Raw genomic sequence first — 23,854 nt, forward strand, 5'->3', positions numbered from 1 at the left:
TCTTTCTCCTAGCTCAGCATGGTGAGGAGAGGGTGCAGGAGTTCGGAAACCTGTTGCGGGTTTACCGGTCCCTGACCCCAGGGCCGCCAGATCCACACGAGGATGTGCGCGACGATCGCGACGCCCGTGAAGATCAGGAAGCTCGTCACGAAGAGGCTGTTGAACTCCTTCGCTTCTCCTTCGGTAAGGCCCGACAGCGAAATGTGCTCGCTTCCGGGCCGGTGGTGAATGTCTGGCATGACTCCTTCTCCTTGGTTACTAACGGCGGTGAGCGTCAGCCCTGCGCCTTCGCGGTCATCAGACCATGAAGGCGTAGGGCAGGACGGAGTGCGCGGCGTTGCGCGCGTCGGCGAGAACGGTCCAGAAATGACCGTTCTCGATCGCCATCGGCCGCAGATGCTCGGGCAGGATCCGCGACAGTGCCGCGGTCGCCGCGAAGAGCGGGAACGATATCGCGTAGAGGAGCCGATATTCGCGCCGTTCCTCGGCGAAAGCGGAGGATCGAAGCTTCATGCGAGCCATGCCATGTCTCCCGATGTTCGTACCTTCCAGAGCCGCCTTCGACGGGCGGCCGATGTGTCGCGTCGCGTTCATGCCGTCACCTCTTCGAGGGTGGCCGGCAAATGCGGCTCGATATGCTTGCGCGTCACGCTCGCAGCGCCTTCGCCGCGTGCCGCATCCTCGGCGGCCTCGCGCAGCGCCTTCGCCGCGGAGATGCGCACGAGGACCGGCTGGCTTTCGATCGCACGGTCGAAGAGGGCCTGCGCTTCTGCTTCCCAGGGAAGCTGCGTATTCCGGCGAGCCGGCGTCGCGGCGACCTTGTCGGCGCGCGTCGCAAGCGGCAGGATCTCGAAGAGCGCATCGAAGAGCGCGTTGCATACGAGCTGGACGAGGTGCGTGGCGCCGGAATAGCCCATGAAGGGCGTGCCGGTGTGCCGGCGGATGACCGCACCCGGGAACGATGCCGGAATGTAGATCGCGCGACCGCCGCTTTCGGCGAGATACATGCGCTCGTTGTAGCTGCCGAAGAGCACGAGCGGTGGCTTCTCCGCCACTGCCTTGCGCACGGCCGCATTGTCCGGCTTCACGCCGGCGGTGCGCGAGAAGGAGAAGGTACAGGGCAAGCCGAGTTCGCCTTCGAGGAAATTCCGCACGCCGCGCGTATAGGTCTCGTTCGCCGAGATCGCGAAGGTCGCGGTGCCGAAGAAGTCCTGCGTGACGGAGCGCCAGAGGTCCCAGAGCGGCTTGATCGTCGTGTGCTTCTCGCGCTCGATGAAGGGTTCGGGATCGACGTCGAGAAGGGAGCCTAGCGTCGTCAGGAACTTCGTCGTCGAATGAAGGCCGATCGGCGCCTGCAGGTAAGGCTTTTCGAGCGCCTCGCAGAGCGCGCGGCCGTATTCCCGGTAGAGGCAGACATTCACGTCGGCCTGCGCGAGCTTGGCGATGTCGGCAAGGTGGCTTCCGAGCGGGAAGACCATGTTCACCTCGGCACCGATGCCTTCCACCAGGCGGCGGATCTCCGCAAGGTCGGACGCCTGATTGAACATGCCGTAGGAGGCGCCGATGATGTTGACCTTCGGCTTGTCGCCCTCGGCGGGCTTGCGCGTCGGCATCTTCTTCGGGCCAAACTCCGTCCACAGCCACTTCATGGCGCGGTCGGCCGACTGCCACTGGTCCTCGTCGATCGTGCGCGGCAGGAAACGTTTGAGGTTCGTGCCTTCCGGCGTCACGCCTCCGCCGATCATCTCGGCGATCGAACCGGTGACGACGACGGAAGGAAGGTCCGGATCGAGCGTCGCATGGGCGCGTTTCATCGCGCCCTCGGTTCCCGTCTGGCCGAGGTTTTCTTCCGAAAGACCGGTCACGGTGATCGGCAGTTCGTGCGGCGGCAGGCCGTCCGTATAGTGCAGGACGGAGGTCACCGGCAGGTTCTCGCAGCCGACCGGGCCGTCGATGACGACCTGCAGGCCCTTGATTGCGGTAAAGGCGTAGACCGCGCCCCAGTATCCGCCGGCTCTGTCGTGATCGAGGACGAGCATCAGTCGAAGTCCCCCGTCACGCTCTCGCCCTTGCCGGCCTTGGCGGCGAGCTGACGCGCCTTGGCGGCGTGCTTCTTGCGGAAAGCCGGGCGGTCCTGCGGCACGTCTTCCCAAACGCCGGCCGCATGGCCGGAGCCGACACCCTCGAAGAAGGCCTTCATGGCATCGAAGCGCGGCTTGGAGCCGATCGCGGCGTTGATGACAGCGGCAAGCGAACCGGCACCGGCAGCACCCATCAGCGGGCGCGCCGAAATGAGATTGGTGAAGTAGAGCGCCGGACGGCCCGCCTGCTTCGCCTTCTGGACGACGGGCGTCGTGCCGATGGCGAGGTCCGGATCGAACTCTTCCATCGCGGCCAGATCCTGCTCGAGCGACGCGCGGTAGGCGACGCGTACGCCGCGCGCTTCGAGCCATTCGCGATCGGCCTCGGACCAGCGCGTCTTCGGGCAGGCGGTGCCCACATAGCGAAGGTCCGCACCGCTTTCGACGAGAAGCCGGGCGACGATCAGTTCCGAGCCTTCGTAGCCGGAAAGCGTGATGCGGCCTTCGATCGGCGTTGCGGCTAGTGCACCGCGGATCGCGGGCAGGGCGGCATCCTTCGCCGCTTCGATCGCGTCCGGTGCCACACCGCAGGCTGCACCGATCGCTTCCAGCCATTTGGCCGTGCCGTCGACGCCGACGGGCGCGGAGCCGACGATCGGCCGGCCGGCAGCCTCGAATTCGCGGATGCTCGCCGTATAGAAGGGATGGATCGCCGCGACCGCCGCCCCGTCGAGCGCGGTATAGAGCTCGCGCCATTCGCGCGTCGGAACCGTCGGCCCGGCGGCAAGGCCCATCGGCTTCAAGAGCTGGTCGATGACCATTGGGTCGGCCGGGAACATTTCGCCGAGCAGCGTCACCGTCGGCCGTTCCTCGACGCCGCCGGCCGGCGCCGGCACCGGACCGGCCGCGACTTCTTCGCGCGCATAGGCGAGCATCGCGCCGGCGAGGATGTCCTTCGCCTCCGCATGGGTCGGCACGCCGAAGCCCGGCACGTCGATGCCGATGATGCGCACGCCGTCGATCTCTTTCGGCAGCAGGCGAAGCGGCACACCGGAGGCGGTCGGCACGCAGAGATTGGTGACGACGACCGCGTCGTAATCCGCCGGCTTCGCCGTCTGATGTACGGCCTCGACGATGTCCTCGTAGAGTTTGCCGGTGACGAGCGATTCCGAATCGAACGGTACGTAGCCGACCGTGCGCCGCGCGCCGTAGAAATGCGAGGTGAAGGTCAGCCCGTAGACGCAGCATGCCGAGCCGGAAAGGATGGTCGCGACGCGCTTCATGCGAAGGCCGACGCGCAGCGAACCGAATGCCGGGCACATCGACTGCGGCTGGTCGTGCGGACCGACCGGATAATCCTTCGCGTACTGTTCGAGGATATCGCCCTTGCCGGCTTCCGCGGCCTTCGCACGGATATCGGCCTTCGGGCCATGGCAGCTGGCCGCTTCGGCGACGGCGCGCGGGTTCGCTGCCGTCTCGGCGGCCCCTTCGCGATCCTTCGGGTCGAAGTCGAAATCCATCAGACCGGCCTCAAACGCTTTCGTAGACAACTTCGAGGGAAGGCTTCTCTTCGATCGGACGGCCCATCATGTCTTCGAGGCTCGCAGGCTGCAGCACGAAGTCGCGGCCGGTGTCCTTGCCCGCGAAGAGATCGAGCAGCCCGTCCTGCGTCAGCGATGCGGGCAGACGCGGACCGGACTCGGCGACGTTCTCCCCGAGTTCTTCGAAGAGGGGGCCCCATTCGCTGCCCGGAATGCCGATGATCTCGTAGTTGGCGCTCTTGCGGCGGATGTCGTCATGGGCGGGGATCGAGGCGAGGACCGGAATGCCGACCTTCTCGGCGAAGGCCGCGGCCTCGCCCGTGCCGTCGTCCTTGTTCACCACCATGCCGGCGACGCCGACATTGCCACCCATCTTGCGGAAATATTCGACCGCCGAGCAGACATTGTTCGCGACGTAGAGAGACTGCAAATCGTTGGCGCCGACGACGATGACCTTCTGGCACATGTCGCGCGCGATCGGCAGGCCGAAGCCGCCGCAGACCACGTCGCCGAGGAAATCGAGCAGCACGTAGTCGAAGCCCCAATCGTGGAAACCGAGCTTTTCGAGCAGTTCGAAGCCGTGGATAATGCCGCGTCCGCCGCAGCCGCGGCCGACGTCCGGACCGCCGAGTTCCATGGCGAAAACGCCGTCGCGCTTGAAGCACACGTCAGAGATGGAAACTTCCTCGCCGGCGAGCTTCTTTTCCGACGAGGTCTGGATGATCGTCGGGCACGCCTTGCCGCCGAAGAGCAGGGAGGTCGTGTCGGACTTCGGATCGCAGCCAATCAGGAGCACGCGCTTGCCCTGCTGGGCCATCATGTAGGAGAGATTGGCGAGCGTGAACGACTTGCCGATCCCGCCCTTGCCGTAGATCGCGATGATCTGCGTTTCCTTCTTCGCGCCGTCTTCCGGCGTCGATTCGGGTTCGATGTTCTTCTGGATAGCGTTCATGCGTGCTCACTCCAGTCGATCAGCATTTTGAGGCATCGGGGATCCTCGAAGGCCGTGCGGTAGGCGTTCGAGGCATCGGCGGCCGGCATGGTGCCGGTAACGAGGTTTGCGAGCGAAAGCCCGCCGGTGTCGACGAGGTCACGGACGGCGAGAAGGTCCGCCTCCTGCCATTCGGCGGCGACAGCAAGGCGCGCCTCGCGCATGAAGGCCGGCGGGAAGGAAAAGCCGAGCCGGTCCTTGTAGAAGCCGGCGAGTACGATTTCGCCACCGCGCGCGATCCGACCGATCAGCGTATCGAGCACGTTGGAATCACCGGAGACGTCGAGGATGCGGGCGTAGTCGCGTCGGTCGTCGTCTTCCGGTGCTATAACGGAATAGTCGCCGCCGGTGCGCCGATCGGCATTCGCTTCCCAGACCGTGGGGGCAGGGTGGCCGAGTGCCGTCGCGATGCGCGCGGCGAGCCGTCCGAGCACGCCGTGGCCGACGACGAGTTCCGGCGCTTCGCCCTTGAAGGCGGCGACCGCGTGGTAGGCCGTTGCCGCGAGTGCTATCAGCGTCGCATCGGCGCCGAGCGCTTCGTCGACGGCATAGGCGCGACGGGCCGGCACGACGAGACGGGATGCGGAGGCGCCGAAGAGGCCGCGTACGTCCGCAAAGCCGGCGGAGCCTGGCACGAAGACGCGCTCGCCGGCGCGACGTCCGCTTGCGGGACCCGCTTCAACGATGCGGCCGACGGCTTCGTAGCCCGGCACCAGCGGGTAGCCCATGCCGGGAAAGGCGGGCATCTCGCCCGTGAAGAGGAGACGTTCCGTGCCGGTGCTGATCCCGGAGACCTCGACGGCAACCGTCACGTCCGCCTCGCCCGGCGCGGCGAGCGCGACCGACGAGAGCGCGATGCGCCCCGGTTCCTCGAAAAGGATTGCTGTCGATTCCATGGTCCGTGTCCCCCGGACGGCGAAAACCCCGGCACTGGCCGATGACTGTCATCCTACGCTGACAGTCATGGTTGTCAATTCGGCTTTACAGTCGGATCACCGCTGTGCGCTGATGACGCGGACGAGCGCCGGCAGGTTCGTCCGGTGCTCCCGAACGTGACGAAAGCCGGCCGCCTTCAGCATGTCCGCAAGCTCTTCCTTCCGGCGCGGGCGACCCTGGCCCATGGCGAGAAGGTAGAAGCCGAAATAGGCCGAAGCGACGCGCTCGGCGCCGCGCGTTCCAGCCATGGGCTCGGCGACGAGAATACGTCCGCCGGCGTCCAGCGCAGCGTGAACGCTGGCGAGAAGGGTACGCACGATCGCGTCGTCATGGTCGTGCAGGATGCGAACGAGCGTGACGAGATCGGCACCTTTGGGCAGCGGATCGGTGGTGAAATTGCCACCAACCACGTGCGTTCGTCCGGCGATGTCGTCGGGAAGCACCGTTTTCGATGGTTCGGCGACGTTCGGCAGGTCGAACAGCGTGAAGGCAAGGCGCGGCGCCGCTTCGCCGACACGGGCGATGAACGTGCCGTCGCCGCCGCCGATGTCGAGCATGTGGCGGTGGCGCGCGAAAGGGTAGGCGGCGACAACCTCGCGGGCGATCATCGCCTGCGAGCGAGCCATGAGCGTGGTATAGGATCGCGTATCGGCCGTCACGTCCGGCCCTTCGCCGGCGGGGCGTCCGGCATAGGCCCAGTAGCTCGAAAGTGCGCCCGGCGGTTCCGGTTCGCGCAGCAGCGCGACGGGGTCGGCAAGGTCGCGGTAGAGATGGACATGGTGTCGCACCATTGCTGCGATCCCGGGATCGGCAAGCATCGCAGCCCCGTGCGGGCCGAGCCGGACGCTCTCCGATTCGCCCCGCTCGAGAATGCCGAGCGCGCTTGCCGCCTCGACCAGAACGGCCATGCGCTCCGGCGGCAGGTCGACGCGACGCGCCAGGTCCGTGAGTGCAAGCGGACCGTCTCGAAGTCGCTCCGGAAGGTCGAGTTCCACCACGGCGGCGAGCACCTGCGCGTAGACGAAACCGGCGGCGAGGTCGAAGAGCGAGAGCACGCGGCGGCGTACGATCGGCCGGAGAAAGGGCGAGCGTGCGGCGAAGGCGGAAAAGCGCGGATCGGCCAACCACCTGTCCCGGCGCGAACGCAGCCGTTCTCGCAGTTTGCCCGATATGCCCATTGCTGCCCCTCGTCACGGTCGGCCCTTGCCACGGTCGGGCGCGCTTGTCAGCCCGCCGGTGTCCTGTAAGCTTGACACTTGTCGAAGTGGCAGAGCAAGGAGCGCGGCGTGCCGGACGGAACGGACGAGATCGTCGTCATCGGCGCCGGCGTCGGTGGCCTGATCGCCGCACTGCGGCTCGCCGCTGCCGGTCGCTCCGTCACCGTCGTCGAAAAGGACGGCGGTCCCGGCGGCAAGATGGCGACCGTCGAACTCGCTGGCATGACCGTCGACACCGGCCCGACCGTTTTCACCATGAAGCCGCTCTTCGAAGCCATCTTCGCCGAGGCCGGTCTGTCCTTCACCGACTACGTGACCGCCGTGTCGGCCGAGACCTTGGCTCGCCATCGCTGGCCGGACGGCTCGACATTGGATCTCTTCCGCGATCCCGAGCGCTCGGCCGAGGCGATAGGCGATTTCGCCGGCGCGAAGGCCGCGAAGGAATATCGTGGCTTCGTCGCGCGGGCAGGCGAGGTCTACCGTCTGCTCGAAAAGCCCTTCCTGTTCGCCGAACGGCCCGCCAATCCGATGGCGCTCGTCATGCGTGGCGGCTTCTCGTCGATGCCCGCCTTCGCCGGCCTCGACGCCTATTCGACGCTTGCCGACACGGTGGCACGGCATTTCACCGACCCGCGCCTGCGTCAGCTTTTCGGCCGATACGCCACCTATTGCGGTTCCTCGCCCTACGCCGCGCCGTCGACACTGGTGCTGATCGCCCATGTCGAGCAGGCGGGCGTCTTCCTCGTCGAAGGCGGCATGGCGGCACTTGCGAGCGGCCTGGCGCGCGCCTGCCGCGACGCCGGCGTTCGCCTGCGCTTCGACGCGCCGGTCGAGGAGATCGCAGTGGCGAAAGGACGCGTCGAGGGCGTGCGACTAGCCGGTGGGGAGATGCTTTCGGCCGATGCGGTCGTGTGCAACGCGGATCCGGCCGGGCTTTCCGGCGGACACCTCGGCGACCGGGCCGCGCGCGCCGTCACCGCACCCGGCGAGCGTTCGCTTTCGGCAGTGACGGTGTCCCTCGTCGGCAAATGCAACAACGACTGGCTGGGGCGCCACAACGTCGTGTTCTCAAGCGACTACCGGCGTGAGTTCGATCAGATGCTGAACGAAGGCCGGTTGGCGGACGAGCCGACGGCCTATTTGTGCGCGCAGGCACGCGGTGATGCGGGCGGACGACCGAAGGGGAACGAACCCGGTCCCGAACCCTTCCTGCTCGTACTCAATGCGCCGGCGAACGGTGATACGGTGAATTACGACGGTGCGGAGATCGAGCCATGGCTGGAGAAGGTCTTCGAGCGGATCGGGCAGACGGGCGGGACGCCGGACTGGACGAGCGCCCGGCGGATCGCAACGCCGACGGGCTACGCGCGCCGGTTTCCGGGCACGGGCGGGGCACTCTACGGTCCGGCCTCGCATGGGCCGATGGCCTCGTTCCGCCGGCCGGCGACGACGACACGGCTGCCGGGGCTCTATCTGGCGGGCGGCAGCACGCATCCGGGAGCGGGGGTGCCGATGGCGGCCCTTTCCGGCCGGCTGGCGGCGGAGCGCATCCTTTCGGACCGCGCTTCGACGCGCCGGTTCCGCCCGGCGGCTATGCCTGGTGGTATGTCGACGCGCTGAGTGACAACGGCGAAAACGCGTTGACGATCATCGGCTTCGTCGGCAGCGTTTTCTCGCCGTATTACGTTTGGTCGGGTTTCAGGCGGCCGGAGAATCACTGCGCGATCAACGTCGCCCTCTACGGACGCCAGGGGCGGCGCTGGACGATGACCGAGCGCGGTGCACGTCACGTCGAGCGTAGTGCCGAAAGCCTGCGCGTCGGTCCGAGCCGGATGGACTGGGACGGCGAAGCGCTGACGGTTTCGCTGGACGAAATGAGCGCGCCGATCCCGAAACGCGTTCGTGGCCGGGTGGTGCTCAAGCCCGAGCGGCTCGTCGGGCCGGGCATCGCGCTCGATCCGGCAGGCTGTCATGTCTGGCGGCCGATCGCCCCGCGGGCACAGGTTTCCGTGGAGCTCGAAGCGCCGCATGCGTCTTGGCACGGCACGGCCTATTGGGATTCAAATGCCGGGTCCGAACCGCTCTCTCGTGGCTTCGATCGGTGGACATGGTGCCGTGCAGACCTCGGCGAGCGGACCGTCGTCTTCTACGATCACGAGCCGAAGGGCGGGTTGCCGCAATCGCTCGCCTTCCTGTTCGATCCTTCGAAAGCGATCTCGGAGATGATACCGCAACCGTCCTCGTCGCTCCGGGCCTCGCCGGTCTGGCGCATGCCACGGACGGTACGGTGTGACGAGAAAGCCGCGCCGCGCGTGGTCAAGACGTTGGAAGACGCGCCGTTCTACGCGCGATCGCTGATCGAGACGGAGGTTCTGGGCACGAAGGCGTACGCGGTCCATGAAAGCCTGTCGCTGACGCGTCTCGATTCGCCGATCACCCGACAGATGCTGCCCTGGCGCATGCCTCGGCGCTTCTTTTGAAAACGCATATGAAGCGGACGGGCCGTCGGATATTTTTTCGACGTGATTCGAAGGGTGAGACGCCCTATCTTCGGGCTGGAAACGCGGTTCGATATCGCCCGGTCTCCGGCCGATCTGTAGTGAAAGCAAACCCATGACCCTCACATCGATCCTCGTGCTGATCGGCTTCCTTGTCCTCGTCTTCCTCGTCGCAAGCGGCGGAGCGGTCTTCCGGCCCGGCCCCTGGTACGAGCGCATCGACAAGCCGGACTGGACGCCGCCCAAATGGGTCTTCCCGACGGTCTGGACACCGCTCTACCTGCTCATCGCGATCAGCGGCTGGCTCGCCTGGCGCGAAGCCGGCTTCTCGTTCGGCCTATTCACGGCCTACGTGGTGCAGCTCGTCCTGAACTATGCGTGGTCGGCGCTCTTCTTCGGCCTCGGCCGGGCGGACTACGCCTTCGCCGACGTCGTCGCGCTCTGGATCGCCATCGCGGCGACGATCGCGAGCTTTGCCGCCGTCAGCGCGCTCGCCGCCTGGCTGCTCGTGCCGTATCTGGTCTGGGTGACGATCGCGTCCGTGCTCAACCTCTCCGTCTGGCGGCGAAACCAGGCCATGCTCGCGCAGGTCTGAGCGGTTCTCAAACGGTTTCGCGCCATGCCGATCGGATCGTGCCGGCGATCCGCTCGGGGTCTTCCTCGTGCATGAGGTGGCCGAGGCCGGCGAAGGTGAAGTGCGTCGCATCCATCACCCGTTCGGCGACCTGACGGGCGACCCGCGGCGAGACCGCCTTGTCGTTTCCGGCATCGAAGAGCGACAGCGGGCACGCGAGACGCGGCAGGTCTCGCGCCAGCGTGTCCAGATCCCAGTTCGCCATCATGCTGAGCGTCGCCTCGACGTGAACCTGCGAACGAAAGAGGCGCTGGTAGAGCGTGATGCCGCGCTCGTCGATCGTCGAGCCGGTGCTTTCGATCAGTCGGACGACGGCGCGACGGTCACGTGCGCGCCAGGCGAAGAAGCGGGGCGCGACCGGGTTCAGAAAGAGGACTTTCGCCAGCGCGGGAAACAGCGAGCCGGCAGCACCGGGAAAGGGCAGGAGCGCGCCGTTGAGGCTCGCAAGGCGCTTCGGCGCAAGCCGGCCGTCGAGCGCCATGCGCGTCAGGATCGCCGCGCCGGCGGAATGGCCGCACGCATATCGCGGCGTGAGGTCGAGCGCATGGAGGAGGGCGGCGAGCCGCTCGCCCATGGCGAGGATGGTCGGGCGTCGGCGCCGACGCTGGCGGGAAAAGCCGTTGTCCGGCATATCCGGTGCGACGACGGTGAAGTCGCGCGCGAGAACCGGCGCCAGATCCCGCCATGTGTGGGTGGAGGCGCCGGCACCGTGGACGAGCAGGAGGACGGGACCTTCGCCCATGATCTGGACGTGCCAGTCGACCCCGCCGGCTTCGACGAAGCGGCTGTGCGCGCGGTTCGGCCAGTCGCGACCTTCCTCCTGCCAATCGAGCGTGCTCATGCCGTTTCGCTCTCGCCGGTGCGCAGTGTTTCGACCGCGCGGGAAATCGCCCGCGCGCCGGCATGTGGCAGGGGCAGGTAGCGTGCACCCATGGCCGCGGCGATCGAGCGGCCCTCCGGGCGCGGCCTTGCCGAGATGTCGACGAGCGCGGCGGTGATGCCACCGCTCCGGATGACGCGGGCAACGGTCTCCGCGTCGGCAACGGCACGCTTCCGGCCGGTGGTCCCGTCGCGTGCGATGTTGGCGCGGCCGTCCGTCAGAAGCACGATGGAAGGCGTCTCATCCTCGCGTTCGATGCGGCGCGCGAGGTCGTAGGCGGCTTCGAGTGCGGCGGCAAGCGGCGTTCCGCCGCCGCCGGGAAGGCCGGCGAGCATGCGTCGTGCGCTTGCGAGCGAGCGCGTCGGCGACAGCGCGAGCTCCGCACGTTCGCCCCGAAAGGTCACGAGGGCCACGCGGTCGCGCCGGCGATAGCTGCCGGCCAGCAGGTGCTCCACCGCGCCCTTGGCCTCGGCGAGCCGTTCGAGTGCGGCCGATCCGGAGGCATCGACGACGAAGATAATCGTCGAGCGCGGCGTGGCGCGGAAGCGGCGAACGCGAAAATCCGACGGGCGGACGAGGATCCGATCGCGCGCTTCCTCTTTTGCCCGCTCACGTCGGCGGATCGTCTGCCACGGTGCTGCGGCGCGCAACGTCGCGATAAGATCGAGCCTTGCATCGCTGCCGGGCCGGCCCTGGCGTGCAGGCAGGGGACGACCATGTCGGGGTGTGCGCTGCGGCTTTCTTCGAGCATCGATCGTACCGTGGCTGCGGCCGCCGGACCCGAGCTTCGGCACGGCTTCGGCAAGCGCGTCCGGCAGGGCCGAGCGCGCCGCCTCGACGAGGATTTCGGTAAGCTGCGACATCTGGTTGTGCGCGCGAGCCGCGTCGTTTTCCTCGCGCCGGTCGGCGAAAGATGCTCCGTCCGGTTCCCGATCGGATTCGGTGCGGGGCTCCGTTCTGCCGTCCTCGGCGTCGTTCCCGTTGGGGCGCTCGGCGTCGTCGCGTTCGCCAGAGTGTGGCATGCGCGATGCGCGGGGGCCGAGAACCAGACGCACGGCCATGGCGACGTCGTCCTCCTCGATGCTTGGGTGGCCGCGACGGACAGCGGAAAGACGGGCGACTGCAAGCGCTTGCAGCAGGCGCCGGGGATCGGCGATACCGAAACCGTCCGCGAGATCGGCAATCTCGCGAATTGTCCGGTCGTCGACGGCGATGGCGTTCGCAGCCGATGCCGAGACCGGAGCGGGGTCGAAGGACGGCGCCTTGCCGTTTTCTGGAAGGTCAAGCCGGATGGCACAACGAACGGTCAGCGCATCCGGTGGTGCTTCTTCGGCGTCGGCCCCTTCGTCGAGGAGCACGAGCGCAAAGCGCGCCGGTCGTGTTTCGGAGAGGCCGTCGCGTTCGATCGCGATCGTCCCGGCATCGATCGCGGCTGCGATATGGCCCGCGGCGACCGGTGTCATCCGCTCGGCGCTGGCGACGACGAGAACTCCGCCATCGGCCCTGGCAAGCAGCCCCTGCGTGAAGACGGCCCGATCGGTGGCAAGCGTCGCGGCGGTGTCGAGCCCGCCGAGGAGAGCGCTTTCCGATGCTGCAGCGGGCACGCGAACGATCGGCCTGCCGTTCTGCGTCCCCCATGCCGAAAGGGCGGCGAGAAAGGCGGCGCGCGTCGGTCCGTGCCGCGCGCGCAGGTGCAGGCCGGTGCGCGGCGGATCGGCAAGGAAGATGGCGAGTGCGTCTCCGGCGACCGGCGGTGGTCCGTCATGCGCGTTGTCGTCGGTCGTCGCGCTCACGAAAGGTCGAGCTCCGCGAGCGCGCGTTCGATCCGTGCGTTCGATCCCGTCTCGTCGAGGGGGTCGCGGCGAAGGCGATGGCGAAGGACGGCGGGCGCGACCCGGCCGATATGGTGCGCGGTCAGCATGGTTTCGCCATCGAGCGCGGCGACCGCACGCGCGGCGCGGATCAGCGTCAGCTCGCCGCGCAATCCGTCCGTGCCGAGCGAGGCGCACAGGCGGGCGGCGGCGGTCAGTGCGCTATCCGGGGTTTCGATGGCGGCGAGCTCGCTGCGCGCCCGGGCGATGCGGCTGGTGAGCGCCTGTTCGTCGGCCGTCCATTCTTCGACGAAGGCGTCCGGGTCCCGGTCGAACCGGTCGCGACGGCGAACGATTTCCACGCGCGTCTCGATGGAGTCCGGCGTCTTCGTGTCGACGGACAGCGCGAAGCGGTCGAGGAGCTGGGGGCGCAACTCGCCTTCCTCCGGATTGCCGCTGCCGACCAGAACGAACTTCGCGGAGTGGCGCACGCTCAGCCCCTCGCGCTCGACGATGTTCTCGCCGGATGCCGCGACATCGAGAAGCAGGTCGACGAGGTAATCCTCGAGTAGGTTGATCTCGTCGATGTAGAGAAAGCCGCCGTCGGCCTTGGCGAGCAGGCCGGGCTGAAAGCTTTTCTCCCCGCTCGTCAGTGCTTTTTCTATGTCGAGCGCGCCGACGAGCCGATCCTCGGTGACGCCGAGCGGCATGTCCACCACGGGAACGACGCCGCCATCGGCAGTGTCTTCATCCTCCGGCAGGACGCGGGCGAGTGCGCGCACGGCCGTCGACTTGCCGGTTCCGCGTTCGCCGAAGACGAGGACGCCGCCGATGCCCCGATCCACGGCGGCGATCAGCAGGGCCTGCTTCATCTCCGGCTGATCGACGATGGCGCTGAACGGATAGCTTTGCGACATTGCGAATTGTCTATCTTGCTTTACAGTAGGGCGCAAACGGATTTGACACCCGGCGGTGCCCGCGATTGGCGGGCAGTGGCCGTTTCGACGGGCAGGGGACAGCGTCGCGGACTTCGAGACCGCGCGAGGGACCCGGCGAAAGGAGCCGATCTTGAACGAACATGTCGCCAAGGATGGCATGAAAGCCGGTGCCGGATCGAGAGGCGATCTTGCCGCCGCGAAGGCGCTCGTCGAGGCGAGGCTCGCCGCACTCGTGCCGGCGGCGCCGGCAGCCCAGCCCGAACTCGGCGAAGCGATGCGCGACGCCCTTCTTTCGGGTGGGAAACGCCTTCGTCCGCTGATGTGCATGGCTGCGACCGCCGATCTCGGAGCCGACCCGGCGAGCGCCGTCGATGCGGGCAGCGCCATCGAGTTCGTCCACGCCGCCTCGCTGGTGCTCGACGATCTGCCCTGCATGGACGATGCCGCGATGCGCCGGGGCCGCCCGACGATCCACCTCGCGCATGGCGAGGATCTCGCGGTGTTGACGGCCGTTTCGCTTCTCACCGGCGCGAGCGAAGTGCTTGCCGACATCGAGGTGCTGCCGTGCCAGACCCGGCTTGCCTGCGTGCGCATGTTGGCTTCGGCGACCGGCGCGCAAGGGTTGTGCGCGGGCCAGTTCGCGGATCTGCGCGGCGGCCGCGGCCCGCGCGACGGCGCCTCGATCGCAGCCGCGAACGACTTGAAGACGGGATCGCTCTTTCGCGTGTCGGTAGGCTTTGCCGGTCTCATCGCCCAGGCCGATGCCGCCACGCGCGAGCGCCTCGATGGCTTTGCGCGCTCGCTCGGCCTCGCCTTCCAGCTCATGGACGACCTTCTCGACCAGAGCGGACGGCCTTCCCTTTCGGGCAAGGATTGCGGGCAGGATGCCGGCAAGTCGACGATGGTTACCGTCTTCCGGCGCGGGGCTGCGGAAGACCAGATCCGCGGGCATATTGGCGAAGCGAAGCAGTGCCTCGAAACGCTTTTCGGTCCGAAAAGCCGGCTCGGCGACCTCGTCGACATGATCGTGGCACACGGCGAAGCGCTTCGCGGGCCGGGCATGGGTCGCCGTACGACGGTCGCCAACGACCTTCCGGACATTCAAGCCGCGGCACGATAAACCGCCAGATTCGCGCGCAATCGATACTGCGCTCGTCGATCGAATTCGGCTGAAGACGGGGAAGGAATGGTGGGTGAGCACGGGCTCGAACCGTGGACCCGCTGATTAAGAGTCAGCTGCTCTACCAACTGAGCTACACACCCACACGCAACCGCATCGCGGTCACAGGCGCGGATATAACCGGCGTGCCGGCACCTGTCCAGAGCGGCCGGCGATTTTTCGCCATGGCGTATCGCTCGTCCGCATGACACCGAAAGGTTCAGTGCATGCGTGCGGCGAGATCCGTCAGGATCCACGTCGTTCCCCCGGCCATGGCGATCAGGATGAGGCTCGTGAAGAGGATCAGCATCAGGTCGTCGGTGTGCTGGTTCGGCGGATCGATATGCAGGAAGAAGCGAAAATGCACGACGACCTGCACGAGGGCGAGCACGCCGATCGCAACGAGCAGCCAGCCATGGGAAAGCATCGACCAGTGCACGAGGGCGAAGGGGATCGCCGTCAGCACGAATGCGAGCGAGACGCCACGGACGTAGGAGCCCAGTTCGCGGCGGTATTCGGCCTGTTCGTCTTCCGGTCGGCCGTGCGATCCCGTGCTGCCTGCAAGGCTCCGAGTGCCGGTGCGCCGACGTGCGAACATCGCCGGAAGCAACGCCGCCACGACGAGGATGGCAAGGCGACGGACGAGGGTACCGGCGCCGACGGCCTTCTTCCCGCCGCTCATGCGAGGCCTCCGAGATAGACGACGGTGAAGATCACCACCCAGACGATGTCGAGGAAGTGCCAGAAGAGGCCGAGCCGCTGCACGCCGAGCTTGACCTCCTTGTCGATGCCGTGGATCGCGATCTGTGCCATCAACGCGATGGCCCACACGCAGCCGGCGAGCACGTGCAGCCCGTGAAGGGGAACGAGAGCGAAGAAGGCCGAGGCGAAGCCGCTCCGGCTAGGCCCGGCGCCCATCGCGATCATGTGCGCGAAGTCGTGCAGTTCGAAGCCGAGAAAGACGGCCGCGAGAAGCAGGGTGACGCACAGCCATTTGACGAGCGGGCGAGGGCTGCGCGCATATTTCAGTGCCAGCGAGGCCATGCCGAAGGTGAAGCTGCTGGCAAGCAGCGCCGCCGTCTCGATGGTGATGCTCTTCAGATCGAACAGCGCTTCGGGTCCCAGTCCGCCTGCCACCGACGAGACCATCCGGGCATAGGTGGCGAAGAGCAGGGCGAAGACGATCGCGTCGCTCATTAGGAAGACCCAGAAGCCGAAGTTCATCTCCTCGGCGTCCGCGGCGACGTCGGGGTGTCCCTCTCCCAGGCGAAGGCCTGGATGGCGTACGTCCTTCGCGCGGCTCATTCGGCGGCCTGCGAGAAACGATCGCGGGCGGCGAGCCCGGTGTTGGCGGGCTCGCCCTCCAGGTCGCGCGGTACGGCGCGGGATGCGGCGACGGTACGCAGCCATGCCTCGTGCTGCCGGCGGACCTCGGCCGCCGGGATGACTTTCTCGCAATCACGCGCGAAGCCCTGGCCGACGATCGCTACGAGCACGCCGAGGCAGGAGAGCGCGACGAGCCACCAGATGTGCCAGACGAGGCCGAAGGCGAGCGCGCCGCCGGCAACGGCAAGGGCCATGCCGAGCGGGCTGTTCTTCGGCATCGTGATGTCCTGGAATTCGGCCGGCGTCTGATAGGCGTCGCCCTTCTGCTTGGCGATCATGAAGGGGTTCCGGTCGCTGACGTCGGGAATGACGGAGAAATTGTATTCCGGTGCCGGGGCGGCGATCGCCCATTCGAGGTTGCTGCCGTCCCATGGGTCGCCGGCCGGCACGGCCAGCGCCTCGCGCCGGCGGATCGAGACGAAGAGCTGGACGAAGAGGCTCGCGAGCGCCACGAGAACCACTGCGGCGCCGGCAAGCGCGATCAGCATCCACGGGCGGTAGACCGGATCGAAATAGGCGACGGTGCGCCGGGGAAAGCCCATCGCGCCGATCACGTAGAGCGGGAAGAAGGCGAGCATGAAGCCGACGATCCACGAGACGGCGGAGATCATGCCCCAGCGCTCGTCGAGGCGGAAGCCGAAGGCCTTCGGGAACCAGTAGTGATAGGCGGCGAGCATGCCGAAGAGCAGGCCGGGAATCAGCATGTTGTGGAAGTGCGCGACGAGAAAGAGCGTGTTGTGCACCTGATAGTCGAGCGTCGGGTTGGCGAGGAGGATGCCGGAAAGACCACCGAGCACGAAGAGCATCATGAAGCCGAGTCCGTAGACGATCGGTACGGTGAAGCGCACACGCCCGCGGAACATGGTCAGGATCCAGTCGTAGATCTTCACGCCGGTCGGAATGCCGACGAGCATCGTCGCGATGCCGAAGGCTGCGTTGACGGACGCGTTCTGGCCCATGGTGAAGAAGTGGTGCAGCCACACGGCGAAGGAGATGACGGCGATCGCCATCGTCGCGAGCACAAGCGAGGTGTAGCCGTAGAGGAGCTTGCCGGAAAAGGTCGAGAAGATTTCCGAATAGACGCCGAAGGCCGGCAGGATGAGGATGTAGACCTCCGGATGGCCGAACAGCCAGAAGAGGTTGGCGTAGTTCATCATGTTGCCGCCCGACCCGTTCGTGAAGAAGTGGAAGTCGAGGTAGCGGTCGAGCGCCAGCATGGCGGTGGCGACGGTCAGCGGGGGCATGGCGAAGATCATCAGGATCGCCGTGCACAGCGCGGTCCAGGTGAAAAGCGGCATGCGCATGAAGGTCATGCCCGGCGCCCTTCGCTTGTAGATCGTCACCGCGAAGTTGATGCCGGACATCATCGTGCCGAGCGAGGAGAGCGTCACCGCCCAGATCCAGTAGTCCGGCCCGACGCCGGCGTTGAAGGCGGCCTCGGTGAAAGGTGGGTAGCCGCTCCAGCCGCCGGTCGAGAACTTGCCGAGGGCGAGCGAGATGACGATCATCATCGCCCCGGCCGTCGTCAGCCCGAGGCTGACGGAGTTCATGACGGGAAAGGAGACGTCGCGCGTGCCGATCTGAAGCGGCATGGCGAAGTTGATCACACCGGTGAGGAACGGCATCGCCATGAAGAAGATCATGATCGTGCCGTGGGTGGAGAAGAGTTCGCCGAAATGCTCCGGCGAGAGGAAACCACCGCCGAGCCCGAAGGCCTGCTGCGTGCGCATCAGCGCGGCCTCGATCAGCGCACGCGACATCATGACGAAGGAAAGCGCGATATACATGATGCCGATGCGCTTGTGATCGACGCTCGTCAGCCATTCGCTCCAGAGATAGCGCCATTTTCCCGCGCGGGTGACGAGCGCGATGACGACGATGGCCGCCAGCACCTCGAGACCGGCCGCGGCAGTCGTGATCGTGCCGTTGACGATGGTCTCGTGCGTCGGATGCTCGATCATCGTCCAGAAGGGCAGGGCGTGCAGGTCGAGGCGGCCTAAGAGGAGATGGTGCAGCGTCACGTGCTCATTCCTCTCGTGCGGGTGGCTCGCCCGTCGCGGATGCGGCGTGCCCGGCGTCGGATCGCAGGGCGGTATCGTTCGCCGGCGATCGTTCGGAGACGATCACCTCGCTTGACGAGGCGCCGCCGTTGAACTGGTGCATGACGTTTGCCAGCAGATCGGCGGATACGTCGGTAAAGTAGACGGTTCCAGGCGGCATGGATCCACCGGCGACAGCCCGGCGAACGTCCGTCAGGCCTCCCTTGGCGCGAACGACGTCGTAGGCCTTCGCATCGAGCGGCACGCCTTTCGCCCGCACCTGCTTCACCCAGTCCGTGAAACCGCGAGCCGTCATGGCGCGGGCGCGGAACTTCTGATCATGGAAGCCCTTGCCGTTGTACTGGGTATTCTCACCGAGAAAGGTGCCGGGACGGTTCGCTTTCAAATGCAATTTCGTGCGCATGCCTGCCATGGCGTAGATCTGGCTTCCGAGAGCGGGAATGAAGAAGGATTGCATGACGCTCGCCGAAGTCAGGCGGATGTCGAGCGAGCGATCCGACGGGAAGCCGAGCACGCCCATCGTCGCGATATGCAGGTCGGGATAGACGAAGAGCCATTTCCAGTCGTAGCCGATGACCTCGACCCGCAGGGACTTGTCGGCGGCAAGCGGCGCGTACGGGTCGAGATCGTGCGTTTCCTGCCATATCCAGACCGACAGCACCACGACCACGGCCACCGGCACGCCCCAGATCAGCGCTTCGAGCGGCCAGGAAAATTTCCAGTCCGGCGCATAGCGCGCCCCGTGGTTGCGGTAGCGATACCGCCAGGCCACGAGCGGCGTGAAGATGAGCACCGGAACGACGACCACGAGCATGAGAAGGATGACGGCGTAGAAATGGTCGCGCTGCGCGGCCGCCACCGGTCCCTGGGGATCGAGAAAGCTCAGGCCTTCTGCCGCGGCGGGCCCGGAGCCTGCCGAAAGGGCAAGGGCTGCGAGCAGGCCGGTGCCGATCGCGCGCCGCCCGATGTGCGGCCTCCTGCGGAAGGTCGGCATGCTCACCGGCGCAGTCCGCGCACGAGCACGCGAAGGCCGGCCGACGCGACGAAGGCGGCGGCGCACACGCCGATGCCGGTCGCGACCGGATGCTTCACGAACTTCAGCTCGCTGCTGTAGGAAAGGGCCTCGCCGTCGAAACGGCCATGGCTGCCGTAATCGCCCTTCACGGTCTGGTCGAGATTGCCGGGACGCTGCGGCGCGTCCTCGCCGGTCATCTGGCCTTCATAGGCCGTCTTGGCGAGGTAATGATCGAGAAATTCCGCAGCGAACATCTGGCCGAGCATCACCTTCCAGGTCGACCATGTCAGCCAGATCTCGCGGCGCGGGCGAAGCGCCATGGTGTAGATCGCTTCCGCCGGCACTTCCGGCTGGTAGATCGGCGGCACCGGCTTCGGCTGCTTGCCGAGCTTGTTGCGGCCCCACGAAAACTGCGGCGTGTTCACTCCCGGCAGATGCACGACGCCGACCTTCACGCGGCTGCGGTCGTGGATGAGTTCCGAACGCAGCGAATCGGTGAAGCCGATGATGGCGTGCTTGGCGCCGCAATAGGGCGATTGCAGCGGCACCGAACGATAGGCGAGCCCCGAACCGACCTGGACGATGGTGCCGTGGTCGCGCGGCTTCATGCGCTTCAGCGCGCTCATCGTGCCGTAGACGAAGCCGAGATAGCTCACCTCGGTCGCACGCTTGAACTCGGCCGGCGTCAGATCGGCCACCGGGGCGAAGATCGTCGCCATCGCGACGTTGACCCAAACGTCGATCGGCCCGAAAGCCGCCTCGATCCTGTCGGCCGCCGCTTCGATCGCGTCGGCGTCGGCGACGTCGGCAGGGCAGGCGAGCGCCGTGCCGCCGCACGAGGCGACGAAGTCCGCGAGCGAGGCGAGGCGTTCCTCGTCGCGCGCGATCATGCCGATCTGCCACCCTTCTCGGGCGAAACGCTCCACGGTCGCACGGCCGACCCCTGCCGAGGCGCCGGTGACGACGACGGTCTTCCGCGTACGGGCTAGGTTCGGCATTTTCGTTCGCTCCTGTTTCGTTCCGCGTGCCCGTTCATCGCCGGTCATGGGCGTCGAGCGCCAGCACCGCGCTGATGAGCGCCAGATGGCTCAGTGCCTGTGGAAAATTGCCGTTGAGCCGCTTGCAGGCAGGATCGTACTCTTCCGACAGCAGCCCGAGCGGGCTCGCGACGGCGATGGTCCGCTCGATCATGCGCGCGGCGTCTTCGCGACGGTCGTCCATGAGCTGGCATTCGGCGAGCCAGAAGCCGCAGGCAAGAAAGGCGCCTTCCGGTGAGACCGATTCGCTCTCGTGCCGGCGCACCAGCCCGTCGACCAGAAGGCGGTTCTCGATTCTCGCGACGGTACCCGCCATGCGCTCGTCGCTCATCGGCAGGAAGCCCATCATCGGCAGCAGAAGCAGCGAGGCGTCGATGGTCTGGCCGCCGAAATAGGAGGTGAAGCTGTTCAGCCCGGAACTGTAGCCTTCGATGCAGATCACCTCGTGCAGCCGGTCGCGCACCGCCGTCAGCCGCGCGTGTTCCTTCCGCGAGAGCTGCTCGCAGCCGCTTCCCTTGAGGAACCGGTCGAAGGCGACCCAGGCCATGACCTTGGAGGCGACATAGTGGCGAGGCTTGCCGCGATCCTCCCAGATGCCGTGATCGGGCTCCTTCCAGGCGCTTTCGAGCTGGTCGATGATCGATCGTTCCAGCCGCAGCCCCTGTTCGGTGCGTTCCATGCCCGCCTGCTCGGAGGTGTGGAGCATGTTCAGCATCTCGCCGAAGACATCGAGCTGGAACTGGCCGGCGGCCGCGTTGCCGATGCGCACCGGCTTGGAGAAGCGATAGCCCGGCAGCCAATCGAGCACCGCTTCGTCGAGCCGGCGCGAGCCGTCGACGCGGTACATGATCTGCATCTTGTCTTCCGCGCCGCCGACGGCACGCAGGATCCAGTCTCGCCAGGCTGTCGCCTCCTCGAGATAACCGCAGGCGATCAAGGCATGGAGCGTGAAGGCCGCATCGCGAAGCCAGCAATAGCGGTAGTCCCAGTTCAGTTCGCCGCCCGGACGTTCCGGCAGCGAGGTGGTGGCCGCCGCGACGAGGCCGCCGGTCGGCCGGTGGATCAACGCCTTGAGGATGAGCAGCGATCGGCGCACTTCGCGCTCGTAGGGGACCGGCCGATCGAAGCGCGAGATCCACTCCTCCCAGTATTGGCGCGTTTCCTTCAACGCCTTGTCGGCGTCCGGCGGTTCGGGCGCCTCCTCGTGGGCGGCGGAGTAGCCGAGCGTGAAGACGTGGCGTTCGCCCTTCTTCACCTCGAAGCGGCTCGTCAGCGTTCCGTCGACGTGCTCGACCTCGCCGAGCCCGCACAGGACGAGCTTGTCCGGGCCAACATGCATGGTCGCCGATTTATCGCCGAGCGTGATCCATGGCGGCATGCGGCCATAGTCGAACCGAAACTTGCCGGTCAGCACGGTCGGGACCGTTCCATCGAGACCCTCGACGATGCGTACGATGAGCGGGCAATGGTCGCGCACCGGCATGAAGTCCGTCACGCGGATCGCGCCGTCCGCGCAGTGCATATCGGTCTCGAGGATGAGGGTGTCGTCCTGATAGCGCTGTTCGCAGCCGCTGATCTCGGCCTCGGGCCCGATCGTCCAGTGGCCGTGGTCGGTGTTGCCGACCAGTCGCGCGCAGCACGCCGCGGAATCGAAGCGGGGAAGGCACAGCCATTCGATCGAGCCAGCGGAAGAGATGAGGGCGACGGTCTCGCCGTCGCCGATCATGGCGAGGTTTTCAAGCGGTGTCGTCATGCGGCGCGTCGATCCTTTATCGCGTCGGTCGGGCTGCCTCGCCATCCCCGTGTGGTGCAACGGTACGATCGGCGACGCACGGTGAAGCGGCAACGATCGGCATTGCGAAGACGAGACCACCTGCCGTTGAAGATAGGAAGGCGTTGCAAACGAAAAGACCGTTCCAGCTCTGAAGACGCGATCGGTTTCATGACACCCGTTCTGTAAGCGTCGACGGAACGCCCCGGTTCTGCGCGAAGTTCACCAGGTCCGACGCTTCAAAACGCCGCGTCGCCGGTGGGCGGGTCGAGATCGAAACTGCCTTGCACATGGCCGCTTTCGCATCGGCTCAAGCCGAATGCTGCGGCCCCGATCAGGAGCGCGGCCGGATGAAGTGGCCCGAAAGGTAGAAGAACGTATCGCCGAGCACGGTAACGATGCGCGAGAGCAGCACCGCGACGACGATGCTCGCCTCGGTGCCGAAGTCGGGTAGCAGAAAGATGAGGACCGCTTCGCGAACCCCGAGCCCCGCAGGCGCGCCGGGCGTCACCAGTCCGATCATCCAGGCCGCCACGTAAGCGCTGACCGCAACGAGAAACGGCGAGAACGAGGCGATATCGAGCCCCGTGAAACCGGCGACCAGCGCGAAGAGCGCGCCCGAGACGAACAGGAAGCCGAGATAGAGCAGGAATGCCCGCGCGGCGAACGGGCTCAGGACCCGGGCGATCGCCGTCGCGCTGATCGCGGCGAGGGCGATGAAAACCGCGATCGCCGGACTGATACCGAGCGCGGGGAGGAACAGCGGCGCGATCAGGGGGGCGAAATGGCAGGCCGCAAAGCACAGCAGCGCCAGTTCGTAGAGGATGGACTTGCCGAGAGGCCGGTTCGGCAGCCCGGCGCCGACACCGATCACCTGGCGCCCGGCGAACTGGAAGACGTTGCCCGGCACGTATTTTGCGAGCTGCGACGTCGCGTAGGCCCAGAACGACCAGCGCACGCCGACCGTGAGATCGAGATGGCGAAGGAGGTTTAGCCATGCGGCCGCGAGCAGCGTGTCTGCAAGCGCATAGACGATGGCGAGCACGGCGATCGCGACATAGGTGCCCGGTCGCAGATGCTCGGTCTGGATGTGGCTCGAATAGGCGTAGAGCTTGAAGCCGACGAAGACGATGCCGGCGAGCCCGATCAGCGTGCCGAGCCGAACGAGCCAGACTTTGGATACCGGAAGGTTCACGCAGCCGGCGTCGCCTTCTTCGTGCAGCGAAGCATCGTCCATGGAAGCGGCGAGGCAACCTCGACGACATCGAAATACCGGCCGACGAGCGAGACGATCTTTGCCCTGGACCAATGCTGGATGTGACCGGGCGTATTGCCGAGGTTCGCGACATAGCGCCCACGTGCGAGGTTCAGCGCACGCCACAACGGCTCGCGTGGAACGCTGAGGATGAGGTCGCGTCCGACGATCCGCTGCAAGGCTTTTAGGGCCGCTTCCGGGTCCTCGATATGTTCGAACACTTCACAGCATACGACGAGTTCTGCCTCGTCGCGTCCGGATGCGACGTCGTAGATGCTGCGGACTTCGAACAGGTCAGGGGAGAGGCCGTTCCTGACGGCGTTGTCACGCGCCATCCGGATGACCTGCGAGGAGAAATCGCTGCCACGGGCGGCAATGCCCCGGCCGGCCCATTGAACGACCCAGTATCCTTCCCCGCATCCCACCTCGTGAATGCTTTCGGGTGAAAGCGCGTCGACCCAACCGTTCAGGGTGCGGGTGAAACCATCCACCATATGGCGCACGATCCGGTTGGAAGAGCCGTACTTGTCGAACGTATTGCCAATGATAACGCCGTTTTCCGCCAAGCCGCCGGCAACCTTCATGTCATCTCGCTTTCACTCTGACCGACGCACGAGAAACGGCGCCGTACTCTACTCGCGAGG

General features: G+C 66.5%; 22 protein-coding genes and 1 tRNA gene. 4 read left to right on the plus strand and 19 right to left on the minus strand.

All coding sequences use genetic code 11. The annotated features are described in order from the left end of the window. Positions 1-8 precede the first annotated feature (8 nt). The 7 genes from pufB to FJU11_RS07115 all read right to left on the minus strand — a co-directional run bounded on the left by pufB (position 9) and on the right by FJU11_RS07115 (position 6,673). Complete coding sequence (gene pufB, locus FJU11_RS07085) at positions 9-239, minus strand: light-harvesting antenna LH1, beta subunit (RefSeq protein ID WP_141166340.1); 231 nt, start codon at positions 237-239, stop codon at positions 9-11. 58 nt (positions 240-297) lie between these two features. Beyond that, positions 298-522 (minus strand): hypothetical protein, encoded by a 225-nt coding sequence (locus tag FJU11_RS07090; protein WP_141166341.1) that lies wholly within the window; start codon positions 520-522, stop codon positions 298-300. 68 nt (positions 523-590) lie between these two features. Beyond that, positions 591-2,039 (minus strand): chlorophyllide a reductase subunit Z, encoded by a 1,449-nt coding sequence (bchZ, locus tag FJU11_RS07095; protein WP_141166342.1) that lies wholly within the window; start codon positions 2,037-2,039, stop codon positions 591-593. Beyond that, the gene (bchY, locus tag FJU11_RS07100) at positions 2,039-3,601 is read right to left on the minus strand and encodes a chlorophyllide a reductase subunit Y (protein ID WP_141166343.1); all 1,563 of its coding nucleotides are present in this window, start codon (positions 3,599-3,601) and stop codon (positions 2,039-2,041) included. Before bchY ends, bchZ begins: the two co-directional genes overlap by 1 nt. Positions 3,602-3,611: 10 nt before the next feature. Continuing rightward, positions 3,612-4,574, minus strand: coding sequence for a chlorophyllide a reductase iron protein subunit X (locus FJU11_RS07105; protein ID WP_141166344.1), 963 nt, complete (start codon positions 4,572-4,574; stop codon positions 3,612-3,614). Beyond that, the gene (bchC, locus tag FJU11_RS07110; RefSeq protein WP_141166345.1) at positions 4,571-5,509 is read right to left on the minus strand and encodes a chlorophyll synthesis pathway protein BchC; all 939 of its coding nucleotides are present in this window, start codon (positions 5,507-5,509) and stop codon (positions 4,571-4,573) included. Before bchC ends, FJU11_RS07105 begins: the two co-directional genes overlap by 4 nt. 96 nt (positions 5,510-5,605) lie before the next feature. Continuing rightward, entirely contained in the window at positions 5,606-6,673 is a 1,068-nt protein-coding gene (locus tag FJU11_RS07115; protein WP_235890870.1) for an acetylserotonin O-methyltransferase, read from the minus strand. Positions 6,674-6,835: 162 nt separating this feature from the next. On the opposite strand from FJU11_RS07115, the gene crtD reads away from it, so the two are divergent. The 3 genes from crtD (at position 6,836) to FJU11_RS07130 (ending at position 9,859) form a co-directional block, all read left to right on the plus strand. Then, complete coding sequence (gene crtD, locus FJU11_RS07120) at positions 6,836-8,386, plus strand: 1-hydroxycarotenoid 3,4-desaturase CrtD (RefSeq protein WP_141166347.1); 1,551 nt, start codon at positions 6,836-6,838, stop codon at positions 8,384-8,386. A 20-nt stretch (positions 8,387-8,406) separates the two neighbouring features. Then, positions 8,407-9,246 (plus strand): hydratase, encoded by an 840-nt coding sequence (locus FJU11_RS07125; protein ID WP_181408082.1) that lies wholly within the window; start codon positions 8,407-8,409, stop codon positions 9,244-9,246. 133 nt (positions 9,247-9,379) lie between these two features. Continuing rightward, positions 9,380-9,859 (plus strand): TspO/MBR family protein, encoded by a 480-nt coding sequence (locus FJU11_RS07130; RefSeq protein ID WP_141166348.1) that lies wholly within the window; start codon positions 9,380-9,382, stop codon positions 9,857-9,859. Positions 9,860-9,866: 7 nt separating this feature from the next. Here the strand turns inward: FJU11_RS07130 and bchO are convergent, their stop codons facing one another. The 3 genes from bchO to FJU11_RS07145 are packed head-to-tail and all read right to left on the minus strand — an operon-like array spanning position 9,867 to position 13,506. Further along, on the minus strand, positions 9,867-10,739 hold the full coding sequence (gene bchO, locus FJU11_RS07135) for an alpha/beta fold hydrolase BchO (protein WP_141166349.1): 873 nt from the start codon (positions 10,737-10,739) through the stop codon (positions 9,867-9,869). Continuing rightward, on the minus strand, positions 10,736-12,571 hold the full coding sequence (locus FJU11_RS07140) for a magnesium chelatase subunit D (RefSeq protein ID WP_141166350.1): 1,836 nt from the start codon (positions 12,569-12,571) through the stop codon (positions 10,736-10,738). The genes bchO and FJU11_RS07140 overlap by 4 nt, the downstream gene beginning before the upstream one ends. After that, positions 12,568-13,506 carry an ATP-binding protein gene (locus FJU11_RS07145; RefSeq protein WP_141166351.1) on the minus strand — a complete coding sequence of 313 codons (939 nt, stop codon included), beginning with the start codon at positions 13,504-13,506 and terminating at the stop codon, positions 12,568-12,570. The genes FJU11_RS07140 and FJU11_RS07145 overlap by 4 nt, the downstream gene beginning before the upstream one ends. 151 nt (positions 13,507-13,657) lie before the next feature. Here FJU11_RS07145 and FJU11_RS07150 point away from each other — a divergent pair, with 151 nt between their 5' ends. Next, the gene (locus tag FJU11_RS07150) at positions 13,658-14,647 is read left to right on the plus strand and encodes a polyprenyl synthetase family protein (protein ID WP_141166352.1); all 990 of its coding nucleotides are present in this window, start codon (positions 13,658-13,660) and stop codon (positions 14,645-14,647) included. Positions 14,648-14,714: 67 nt separating this feature from the next. Here the strand turns inward: FJU11_RS07150 and FJU11_RS07155 are convergent. The 9 genes from FJU11_RS07155 to FJU11_RS07195 all read right to left on the minus strand — a co-directional run bounded on the left by FJU11_RS07155 (position 14,715) and on the right by FJU11_RS07195 (position 23,794). After that, positions 14,715-14,790: transfer RNA gene (locus tag FJU11_RS07155), tRNA-Lys, on the minus strand. A 116-nt stretch (positions 14,791-14,906) separates the two neighbouring features. Next, complete coding sequence (locus FJU11_RS07160) at positions 14,907-15,368, minus strand: cytochrome o ubiquinol oxidase subunit IV (RefSeq protein WP_235890871.1); 462 nt, start codon at positions 15,366-15,368, stop codon at positions 14,907-14,909. Next, positions 15,365-15,991, minus strand: a complete 627-nt coding sequence (locus FJU11_RS07165) for a cytochrome c oxidase subunit 3 (protein ID WP_141166353.1) — start codon at positions 15,989-15,991, stop codon at positions 15,365-15,367. The genes FJU11_RS07160 and FJU11_RS07165 overlap by 4 nt, the downstream gene beginning before the upstream one ends. Beyond that, complete coding sequence (locus FJU11_RS07170) at positions 15,988-18,093, minus strand: cbb3-type cytochrome c oxidase subunit I (protein ID WP_235890873.1); 2,106 nt, start codon at positions 18,091-18,093, stop codon at positions 15,988-15,990. Before FJU11_RS07170 ends, FJU11_RS07165 begins: the two co-directional genes overlap by 4 nt. A gap of 4 nt (positions 18,094-18,097) precedes the next feature. After that, positions 18,098-19,132, minus strand: a complete 1,035-nt coding sequence (locus tag FJU11_RS07175) for a cytochrome ubiquinol oxidase subunit II family protein (RefSeq protein WP_141166354.1) — start codon at positions 19,130-19,132, stop codon at positions 18,098-18,100. Continuing rightward, positions 19,129-20,145 (minus strand): SDR family oxidoreductase, encoded by a 1,017-nt coding sequence (locus FJU11_RS07180; RefSeq protein ID WP_141166355.1) that lies wholly within the window; start codon positions 20,143-20,145, stop codon positions 19,129-19,131. Before FJU11_RS07180 ends, FJU11_RS07175 begins: the two co-directional genes overlap by 4 nt. Positions 20,146-20,179: 34 nt before the next feature. Further along, positions 20,180-21,937: a glycoside hydrolase family 15 protein gene (locus FJU11_RS07185; protein WP_141166356.1), complete on the minus strand. Its 1,758-nt coding sequence runs from the start codon at positions 21,935-21,937 to the stop codon at positions 20,180-20,182. Between the two features lie 352 nt (positions 21,938-22,289). Continuing rightward, complete coding sequence (locus tag FJU11_RS07190; protein ID WP_141166357.1) at positions 22,290-23,150, minus strand: hypothetical protein; 861 nt, start codon at positions 23,148-23,150, stop codon at positions 22,290-22,292. Further along, the gene (locus FJU11_RS07195; protein WP_141166358.1) at positions 23,147-23,794 is read right to left on the minus strand and encodes a class I SAM-dependent methyltransferase; all 648 of its coding nucleotides are present in this window, start codon (positions 23,792-23,794) and stop codon (positions 23,147-23,149) included. Before FJU11_RS07195 ends, FJU11_RS07190 begins: the two co-directional genes overlap by 4 nt. Positions 23,795-23,854: the final 60 nt, after the last annotated feature.

Origin of the sequence: Pararhizobium mangrovi (assembly GCF_006516965.1) — a bacterium.
Lineage (GTDB): Bacteria > Pseudomonadota > Alphaproteobacteria > Rhizobiales > Rhizobiaceae > Pararhizobium_B > Pararhizobium_B mangrovi.